The organism is Actinocorallia lasiicapitis (genome assembly GCF_054778695.1).
On record NZ_BAAGZI010000244.1, the window covers coordinates 1 to 9025 of the forward strand.

Annotated in this window: 12 protein-coding genes and 1 pseudogene; 3 read left to right on the forward strand and 10 right to left on the reverse strand. The window is 72.3% G+C overall.

Annotation, left to right across the window (positions count from 1 at the left end; translation table 11 throughout):
• The 6 genes from ACYVE7_RS22955 to ACYVE7_RS22980 form a co-directional block, all read right to left on the reverse strand.
• The coding region (locus ACYVE7_RS22955) for a hypothetical protein (RefSeq protein ID WP_460367073.1) at positions 1-630 on the reverse strand (630 nt) is incomplete at its 3' end.
• On the reverse strand, positions 627-1007 hold the full coding sequence (locus tag ACYVE7_RS22960; protein WP_460367074.1) for a roadblock/LC7 domain-containing protein: 381 nt from the start codon (positions 1005-1007) through the stop codon (positions 627-629). The genes ACYVE7_RS22960 and ACYVE7_RS22955, both read right to left, overlap by 4 nt.
• 140 nt (positions 1008-1147) lie before the next feature.
• The gene (locus ACYVE7_RS22965; RefSeq protein WP_460367084.1) at positions 1148-1483 is read right to left on the reverse strand and encodes a YciI family protein; all 336 of its coding nucleotides are present in this window, start codon (positions 1481-1483) and stop codon (positions 1148-1150) included.
• Between the two features lie 19 nt (positions 1484-1502).
• On the reverse strand, positions 1503-1832 hold the full coding sequence (locus ACYVE7_RS22970; RefSeq protein WP_460367075.1) for a YnfA family protein: 330 nt from the start codon (positions 1830-1832) through the stop codon (positions 1503-1505).
• The gene (locus ACYVE7_RS22975; RefSeq protein ID WP_460367076.1) at positions 1833-2615 is read right to left on the reverse strand and encodes an HAD-IIA family hydrolase; all 783 of its coding nucleotides are present in this window, start codon (positions 2613-2615) and stop codon (positions 1833-1835) included. It lies immediately after the preceding gene.
• 28 nt (positions 2616-2643) lie between these two features.
• Entirely contained in the window at positions 2644-3492 is an 849-nt protein-coding gene (locus tag ACYVE7_RS22980; protein ID WP_460367077.1) for an alanyl-tRNA editing protein, read from the reverse strand.
• 84 nt (positions 3493-3576) lie between these two features.
• Here ACYVE7_RS22980 and ACYVE7_RS22985 point away from each other — a divergent pair, with 84 nt between their 5' ends.
• Positions 3577-4347 carry a GNAT family N-acetyltransferase gene (locus ACYVE7_RS22985; protein WP_460367078.1) on the forward strand — a complete coding sequence of 257 codons (771 nt, stop codon included), beginning with the start codon at positions 3577-3579 and terminating at the stop codon, positions 4345-4347.
• Here the strand turns inward: ACYVE7_RS22985 and ACYVE7_RS22990 are convergent.
• Together ACYVE7_RS22990 and ACYVE7_RS22995 are read right to left on the reverse strand one after the other, a co-directional pair.
• Complete coding sequence (locus ACYVE7_RS22990) at positions 4323-5567, reverse strand: MFS transporter (protein ID WP_460367079.1); 1245 nt, start codon at positions 5565-5567, stop codon at positions 4323-4325. The two genes, ACYVE7_RS22985 and ACYVE7_RS22990, sit on opposite strands and share 25 nt — an antisense overlap.
• Positions 5568-5594: 27 nt before the next feature.
• Positions 5595-6080 (reverse strand): RrF2 family transcriptional regulator, encoded by a 486-nt coding sequence (locus tag ACYVE7_RS22995; RefSeq protein ID WP_460367080.1) that lies wholly within the window; start codon positions 6078-6080, stop codon positions 5595-5597.
• Between the two features lie 157 nt (positions 6081-6237).
• Here ACYVE7_RS22995 and ACYVE7_RS23000 point away from each other — a divergent pair, with 157 nt between their 5' ends.
• On the forward strand, positions 6238-7254 hold the full coding sequence (locus ACYVE7_RS23000; protein ID WP_460367081.1) for a fatty acid desaturase family protein: 1017 nt from the start codon (positions 6238-6240) through the stop codon (positions 7252-7254).
• On the opposite strand, the gene ACYVE7_RS23005 is transcribed toward ACYVE7_RS23000, so the two are convergent.
• Together ACYVE7_RS23005 and ACYVE7_RS23010 are read right to left on the reverse strand one after the other, a co-directional pair.
• A complete protein-coding gene (locus ACYVE7_RS23005) occupies positions 7255-7581 on the reverse strand; it encodes a DMT family transporter (RefSeq protein WP_460367082.1) in 327 nt (108 codons plus the stop codon). It abuts the gene before it with no gap.
• 50 nt (positions 7582-7631) lie between these two features.
• Positions 7632-8651 carry a saccharopine dehydrogenase family protein gene (locus ACYVE7_RS23010; protein ID WP_460367083.1) on the reverse strand — a complete coding sequence of 340 codons (1020 nt, stop codon included), beginning with the start codon at positions 8649-8651 and terminating at the stop codon, positions 7632-7634.
• A gap of 95 nt (positions 8652-8746) precedes the next feature.
• Here ACYVE7_RS23010 and ACYVE7_RS23015 point away from each other — a divergent pair.
• Positions 8747-9025: pseudogene (locus tag ACYVE7_RS23015) on the forward strand (AraC family transcriptional regulator); the annotation flags it as partial.

Sequence of the window (9025 nt, forward strand, 5' to 3'; positions counted from 1 at the left end):
CGCGGAGGCCACCAGCCCCCGCGCGGCCAGGGTGCACCCATAGCGGGTCCGCCCGAGCTTCCGCGCCAGCCCGGACGGAGTCAGTCGGCCGTCGGCGTTCACCAGCAGCTCGGCCTGCAGCCCGGTGAGCACCACCCGCTGCCGCCGCACCCGCAGGATCGGCACCACCGGCGCGTCGTCGGCCAGCGGCGACGGCCACGCCGCCTCCAGCCGCGCCCGCCGCCGCCGCACCTCGTGCAGCAGCGTGCTCACACTGACGGCGTGCAGGCAGCCCAGCCAGTGGGTCTCGCCCGGCACGAAACACGGTTCGCCCGCATCGTCGGACGCGAGCTGGAACACCGCGTCGAACAGGGCGATCAGCGTGTAGGTCTCCAGTTCGGCGCGGCTCAGCCGCGCCTGCCCCGCGTTCCCCGCCGCGACGCCTTCGACGCCCCGTTCGGTGATCCGCCGCCAGCCCGCGGCCGTCAGCCGTCCCGACGCGGTGACCAGGGTCTCCAGCCCGGGGACGGCGTCGGTCTCGGCATGGGCGATCGCCCCCTCGACCAGGTACACCGTCCCGTCGCCCACCTGCAGGGCGCCGGTGGCGCGGTCGTCGGCGAGCCGCGCCAGCTCGGCGCGCAGCCGCCTCACCGGTCCGCCAGAGCGCGGGCGACCTCACGCAACCGGTGGCGGGCCAGCGCCAGATTGCCGCGGCCGCGGTCCAGCCGGACGTGCAGGCAGAGCGTCGCGTCCACGGGCATCGCGATCAGCAGCAGCAGGTGGTAGCCCGCGCTCCCCGAGACGGTGATCTCCTCGATCTCATCGCCCGTCCACGCCGACGACAGCGCCGGCGAGGCGAACACCGCGCGCACCAGATCGGCGGTCCCGGCGGCGTCCTCGGCGGCCGAGGTCAGGTCGTCGCCGCCCAGCGCGGCGATCGGCAGGCCCCCGTCGACGTCCACGAGGGACGCGCCCCACGCGCCGGGGACGGCCATGGCGTCCGCGAGCACCTGCTCGATCGCGCGCATCGGCCACCCCCGGGAATCGGCACGGTCTGAAACTCTCCGTGCCGGTGAGGCTAGCGAGACGTTCACGGCGATAGCGACAAATGCCAAGCAACGTTACGAGGTACCAATAGGTACCCTTCAACCGACATGTCGCGCTCGCCCTAGGTGGCCAGCGGCCGGACCTCCATCGCCCAGTGGCGGGCGTCCGGCCACGCGGCCGCGATCTCCAGCGCCCGCTCCTCGCTCGCGCAGTCGAGGAGCAGATATCCGGCCAGCTCCTCTGCGGCCTGCGCGTAGGGCCCTTCGGTGACGGCCGTGACGCCGTCGCGCACCCGCACCGTCCGGGCGGCGGAGGAGTCGGCGAGCGCCTGGCCGCCCAGGTACTCACCCGTCCGTTCCAGCTCGTCCATCAACGCGTCGACCTCGTCCATGATCGCGTCGAGTTCCTCGTCGGGGAGTTCACCCAGCGCGGCTGGGTCGTTGTAGATCATCAACATGTACTTCACCCAGGCCACCCTAGTGGCGCGGACCGTACATGATCACGATGACGCCGAGCAGGCACAGGGCGGCGCCCGCGACGTCCCACCGGTCGGGCCGGAACCCGTCGGCGACCATCCCCCAGACCAGCGACCCGGCCACGAACACCCCGCCGTAGGCGGCCAGCACCCGCCCGAAGTTCGCGTCCGGCTGGAGCGTGGCCACGAACCCGTAGCAGGCCAGCGAAGCCAGCCCCGCCACCACCCACCACGGGCCGCGCCCCTCCCGCACCCCCTGCCAGACCAGCCACGCCCCGCCGATCTCCGCGACCGCCGCCAGCACGAACAGCGACGCCGAACGCAGCACCATCTAGTCGATCAGCTCCACCAGATCGGCGATCGAATCCACGATGCGGTTGGGACGGTAGGGGAACCGGCCGACCTCCTCGCGCTTGGTCACCCCCGACAGGACCAGGATCGTCTCCAGCCCGGCCTCCATCCCCGCCACCACATCGGTGTCCATCCGGTCGCCGATCATCGCGGTCGACTCCGAATGCCCGTCGACCCGGCGGATCGCGCTGCGCATCATCAACGGGTTGGGCTTGCCGACGAAGTACGGCTCCACCCCCGTCGCCTTGGTGATCATCGCGGCGACCGCGCCGCACGCCGGCAGCGACCCCTGCGGCGACGGACCCACCGGATCGGGGTTGGTCGCGATGAACCGCGCGCCGCCCTCGATCAGCCGCACCGCCCGCGTGACCTGGTCGAAGCTGTAGTTGCGGGTCTCGCCCAGCACCACGTACTCAGGGTCCAGGTCGGTCAGGATGTAGCCGGTGTCGTGCAGGGCCGTCGTCAGGCCCGCCTCCCCGATCACGAACGCGGTGCCGTGCGGCCGCTGGTCGTTGAGGAACTTCGCCGTCGCCAGCGCCGACGTCCAGATCGACTCGGCCGGGACGTTCATCCCGATCGCCGCCAGCCGTGCCGACAGATCACGCGGGGTGTAGATCGAGTTGTTGGTGAGCACCAGGAACCGCTTCCCCGAAGCGATGACCTTGGTGATGAATTCGTCGGCGCCTGCTACGGGACGGCCCTCGTGGATGAGCACGCCGTCCATGTCGGACAGCCAGCACTCGATCGGTTTGCGTTCACCCATGACGCTCATCCTTCCAGGTCGGAGATCATCAACCGGACACCGAGGTGGTCATCGTCAGCTCGGCGCCGTCCGCGCCCAGCGTGAGCGTCACCGCGGCGGGAGCCAGCGGCCCCGTGGAGTCCAGATGGGTGCCGCCGCACGCGATCGACACCTCGCCCTCCGGCAGCGCGCAGTGCCGCGTGCGGCGGGCCGTCAGATCCGGTCTCGGCGAGTCGACCCAGACCCGGGCGTCGTCGCGCGCCCAGCTGGCCAGCCGCTCGGTGACGGCCGCCGTCAGCGCGACCAGCTCCTCGGCCAGCTCCTCGACCGTGAAACCCTTCTTGCGCAGGGATTTGCCGAGCCGGTAGACGTCCACACTGCCGAACGGGTGGATCCGGGAACTGATGATCGCGGTCTGGTCGAAATCGGGGCTGCCCAGAGCGTCGGTCCTGATCTCCTTGCGCCAGCGGGCCGCCATCGCCGCGTTCAGGGCGAGCGCCGCCAGATGGCAGCCGGTGTGCCCGGCCGACAGGGCGTGCCGCCGGTCCGCGTCGACCGTCAGAGTGACCTGCGTGCCGGGCGGCGGCGGCTCACCGTCGGTGACGTGCACGACCAGCCAGTATAGGCCGTCGTCGCCGCGCCGCTCCTCGATCGCCTCCCCCAGCACCAGCTCACCGGCGGCCGCGCCGTGCCGCAGCGCCCCCGTGACGCAGTCCCGCACCCCCAGCGTCCGGCCGTCCACGGTCAGGAACCCCGTGTCGGACGGCTGGTCAGGCCAGGTGTGATCCAGCGGATGGAATGGTGTCCGCGCGACGACCGTCCCGAAACCGCCGCCCGGATAGGGCACCGTCAGCAGCACCGTCGAGGTGCCCGTGGTCGCCCCGGACGGAAAGGTCACACGTGTGGATTCCCCGATCTCCATCCCCCCAGTCTGCCGGAAAACCGTTCGCCGTCACGCTCCGGGGTCACTACCGTTCTCCGGATGATCGCTTCCCTCCTGGCCGCCTACGACGACCAGCTCCGCGGCACCGGCCCCCTGCCCGACGGGGTCCACGCCGAACACGACGGGCCGCTGCTGCGGATCGTCGGCCAGTACCGCGGCTTCGTCACCGCCCCCCGCGACCTCACCGGAACCGATCTGGACGCCCTCATCGAACGCCAGCGCGCCTTCTTCGCCGCGCGCGGCGAGGCCGTGGAGTGGAAGACCCGCGCCCACGACCTGCCCGCCGATCTCCCGGACCGGCTGCTGGCCGCCGGTTTCCGGCCCGAGGACACCGAGACCGTCCTCATCGCCCCGATCAGCGATCTGCCGCTGCACGCGCAGGCCCCCGCCGGGGTGACGATCCGCCGCGTCCACGACGAGGCCGCCGCCCACGCCATCGCGGCGATGGAGACCGAGGTGTGGGGCCAGGACATGTCCTTCCTCGTCGGCCACCTGACCGGCGGCCTGGCCAAACCGGACGATTTCGCCGTCTTCGTCGCCGAGGCCAACGGCCGGATCGTCTCGGCCGCCTGGCTCGCGCTGCGCGAAGGCCGCGACTTCGCGTCCCTGTGGGGCGGCTCCACCCTCGCCGCCTGGCGCGGCCGGGGCATCTACCGGGCGCTCGTCGCGGTCCGCGCCCGGCTGGGCGCCGACCTCGGCCTCACCTACCTCCAGGTCGACGCCTCCGACGACAGCCGCCCGATCCTGCGACGGCTCGGCTTCCACCCCGTCACCACCACCACCCCCTACGTCTGGACCCCCGAAACCTGAGGAAGATCACGAAGTCGCCCGAGCGGGGACGTCAGCACGGGAAGCGCGGCCCCCAGAAACGCGACCCCGCAGACGATCAGCGTGGTCCGGGCACTGGTCAGCCCGGCCAGCACTCCGCCCAGCCCCGCCCCGACCGGCATGACACCCCAGTTGACGAACCGAGCCGTAGCGTTGACACGCCCCAGCAGCCTGGGCGGAGCCACCTCCTGCCGAAAACTCACCGCCACAACCGCCCAACCCGCGACGAAGAACGAGTCGATCACCATCCCGGCCGTCGCGGGGATCAACCGCCAGCCCGGCGCGGCCGTCGGAACCAGCAGATAGGCCGACCCCGCCAGAACCCCGTTCAACCACAGCATCCGCGCCCCACCGATCACCCGCCGCTGCCACGACGCCGTCATCGCCCCCGCGATCCCCCCGGCGCCGCCGATCGCCATGACCGTCCCGAACGTCCCGTACCCGACCCCCGCCTCGGTCACGAAGAACACCGGCAGCATCGCCACGATCGCGATCCCGAACAGGTTGGCCAGCGCCTGCGTCGCCACCACCGGCCGCAGCACCGGATGGCGGCCCAGATACAGCAGCCCCTCGCGCATCTCGGCCCACAGCCCGCGGCGCTCCCCGGCCGGTGCGGGCTCCTCGGCCCGCACCCCGGCCAGCAGCAGCGCCGACAGCAGGAAACTCACGGCGTCCAGGGCGACCGCGGCCGGGGCGCCCACGAACCTGACCAGCCAGCCGCCCGCCGCCGGGCCCGCCACCGTGGACGCCGTGGAGATCGTCTGCAGCCGGGTGTTGCCCTCGACGAGGCGGCCGGAGGGGATCAGGACCGGGAGGTAGGACTGGTAGGCGACGTCGAAGAAGACCGTCGCGATCCCGGCCAGCAGGGCCGCCGCGTACAGGTGGGGCAGGGTCAGCGCGCCCGCCAGGTGGGCGAGCGGGATCGAGCCGAGCAGGAGGGCGCGCAGGCCGTCTGCGAGGAGCATGACGCGGCGTTTGGGCAGGCGGTCGACCCACACCCCGGCGGGCAGGCCGACCAGCAGGAAACCCGCTGTTCCGACGGCCGTCAGCAGGCCGATCTGGGCGGCGGTGGCGTCCAGGACGGCCAGGGCCAGCAGGGGCAGTGCCACCACGCTGATCTGGGTGCCGATCTGGCTCACCGCGTGCGAGGAGGCCAGCAGCCGGAAACCCCTGTGCCGCCACAGGTTCTGCGCGTCCGCCACGCCGGAGAACCTACGGACGATCCTCGCTCAGGACAACCGGTTTACCGTGAGGCGGGCTCGGGTGGCGGCGGGAGCGCCGGGGTGGCGGGACTCGACGGTGGCGCGGAGCTCGGCGAGGGTCTGGGCGGCCAGCTCGCGCCGCCAGGCTAGCTCGGCGCGGCGCATCGCCCCGTTGATCACACAGGTCTCGCGGTAGTCGACGGCCGGATCGCCGTCAGGACCGTTCCGCAGGATCTGCTTGCAGCGGAAGGCGTCCTCAGCGCCCTCGACGGCCGTCACCACGTCCAGGAGAGTGATCTCCTCCAGCGGCCTGGCCAGCCGGAAACCGCCGCGCGGGCCCGGAGTCGAGGTGAGGATCCCCGCCCTGGCCAGCGCCTGGAGCTGCTTGTTCAGATAAGCGGGCGGCAGATCGTAGAACGCCGCCAGCCTGGTCGCGGTGACGGCCGCGCCGTCGATCCAGCCGAGGTTCAGGCAGCTGTGCAGCGCCCATTCGACGCCCTCACCCATCTGCATTTCTGAACCTTACTTGTCCAGAATCATCCGGGCAAGCGATACGACAGGGACCTGAGAGCCAGAGCCGGGGTGGCTCCCGCGGGTGATCCGCCGCCGGACCCCGGGTTCCTAGGTTGGGCAGTACCGGCCGCCCGACCCGACCTGGGAGATCTTTTCGATGACTGTGACCGTATCCGCCCCGCGCACGTCCGGCTCGGACTTCACCCCCCTCGCCAAGCAGGTGCGGGAGAGCGGGCTCATGGAACGGGCGACCGGCTACTACACCCGCTCCATCACCGGCACCGTCCTCGGCACGGCGGCCGTCTGGGCGGCCGCGGGAGCGATCGGCTCCTGGTGGGCGCTGCCCCTGGCCGTCCCCGCCGCGCTCCTGTCGACCCGCACCGGCTTCCTCGGCCACGACGCCGGCCACAAGCAGATCGCCGCCAGCGGCAAGACCAACCGGCGGCTCGGCCTGCTCCTCGGCAACACGATGCTCGGCCTCAGCCACGGCTGGTGGAACGCCAAGCACAACCAGCACCACGCCCACCCCAACCACGCCGGCAAGGACCCCGACGTCGGCGCCGGCGCCCTGGTCTTCACCAGCGAGGACGCCGCAGGGCGCAGCGGGCTCGCCGGCTGGATCACCCGCAGGCAGGCCTGGCTGTTCTTCCCGATGCTCACCCTCGAGGGCATCGCCCTGAAGGTCGCCAGCTTCCAGGACCTGAAGAACCGGACCGGCCGCGACCGCTGGATCGAAGGCTCCCTCCTCGTCCTGCACCTGGCCGTCTACCTGACGCTCGCGTTCACCCTGCTGCCCCTCCCGGTGGCCGTCGCGTTCATCGCCCTCCACCAGGCCCTGTTCGGCCTGCACCTGGGCTGCGCGTTCGCCCCCAACCACAAGGGGATGCCGATGCCGGGCCCGGACGACGACTGGGACCACCTGCGCAAGCAGGTCCTCACCTCACGCAACATCCGCGGCAGCCGGACCGTCGACTGGATGCTCGGCGGCCTCAACTACCAGATCGAACACCACCTGTTCCCCGGCCTGCCCCGCCCGGCCCTCGCCAAGGTCAGGCCCCTCGTCCAGGAACACTGCGCGACGGTCGGCCTCCCCTACGCCGAAACCGGCCTCGTCGACTCCTACCGGCAGGCCCTCACCCACCTCGACCACGTCGGAACCGGCGTCGTCGGCTAGCTAGTGCCCGGTCGCGCCCGACGTCGCCAGAACCACGACGCCGAGCACGATCAGGACCATCCCGCCGATCGCCGTGGCGTTGAGGTGCTCGCCGTAAAGGGCGGCCGCGACCCCCGCCACGGCCGCCGTGCCCGCCCCCGACCAGATCGCGTACACCAGGCCCACGTTCAGCGTCCGCAGAGCGAGGGCCATCAGCGTGAACGACACCGCGTAGCCCGCGACGACCAGGACCAGCGGCAGCGGCCGGAACCCGCCGGCCAGGCCGCGCAGCGCCAGCGTCGCGGCCACCTCGCTGCCGATCGCGCCCGCCAGAAAGACCCACGGCATGGCCGTCCCCCTTCGTCGAAGTGGCCGAACTGTACCGCCCGGACGGCCGGTCAGTCCGGGAGCTCGACCGTCAGATGGGGGGCCAGGGCCCGCAGGAAGTCCGGGGCGTCGAACATCGCGCCCGCCGACGCCAGGCCCGTCGCGCGGACCCGGCCGTCCAGGATCCGCTGGACGGCCTCCACCACCAGCGGCGCGGTGATCGCGTAGATGTCCCGGCCGCGTGCCACGGCCCGCCGCTCGTCCCCGCCGGAACGGAGCACCACCTCCACGACGAAGGTCTGGTCGGAGCGGCCGAGGTCGTCGACCGGAGCGGGCGGCGGGGTCTGCGCGCCCGACAGGTCGCGGGCCGCTTCGACCGTCATATGGGTGCGGACTTCGGGGACGTCCAGATGGCTGGGGAGGGTGACCACGTCGGCCATCGTGAACTCCGCGATCACCTGACGGGCGCCCAGCGGCTCGGGGAACACCCACTCCCGCTGGACGGGCGCGTCGTCGTGGTAGCGCAGCTCGCCGCCGGCGAACCGGACCCGGCGGCCGCCGCGACGGTCGTGGGAGACCCGGCCCGCCTCCCGCGTGCCGGGCGTGGGGTGCCAGCTACTGAGCCCGTAGGCGACGTGCGCCTCCTCGGCGGTCTTCCACTCGCCCATCGCCGCCGTCGCCAGCAGATCACCGAGCCCGCCGTAGAACGCCATCGCCGGGACGATCGCGGTGCCCGCCGCACGGGCCGCCGAGTCGGCGAAGGTCGCCGCGTTCGCCTCGATCTCCGCCGCGACGTCCAGGTAGGGGATCCCGGCCCGCAGCGCCGCCTCGATCACGGGCTTGGCGGTCACCGCGAACGGCCCCGCGCAGTTGATGACCGCCGCGGCGCCCGCGAGAGCGCGGTCGAGGGCGTGCGGGTCGTCGACCGACGCCGCGCGGGCCTCCACACCGTCCCGCCCGGCGGCGAGCTCGCCCAGCCGGGCGGCGTCCCGGCCGGACGCGATGACGGGCACGCCGCGCCTGCGCAGTTCGGCCACGACGAACCCGCCGGTGTGTCCCGTCGCCCCATAGACCACCACTGCTGCGTTCATGATTCCCCGATCTCGATGTGCTGTACGACCAGTCTCACCCCGAACTTGATCATCGCGTGAGGGGCCGGAACGCCATCATGCGTACACTTTCGGACATGCCCACCGTCGCGATCCCCGCCGTCGGACACCTCCTGCACTTCGAACTGGCGATCGCGTCGGAGATCTTCGGGAATCCGCCGCTCGAGGCGTCCGGCGACTGGTACGAGGTGCTCGTGTGCGGGCCGCAGCCCGTGCGGGTGGGGCCGTTCAGTGTCTCGCCCGGCGCAGGGCTCGACCGGCTGGCCGCCGCCGACACCGTGATCGTGCCCGCCTGCGCCGACGTCGACGAACCGCTGCCGGACGACCTGGTCGCCGCCGTCCGGGCCGCCTACGAG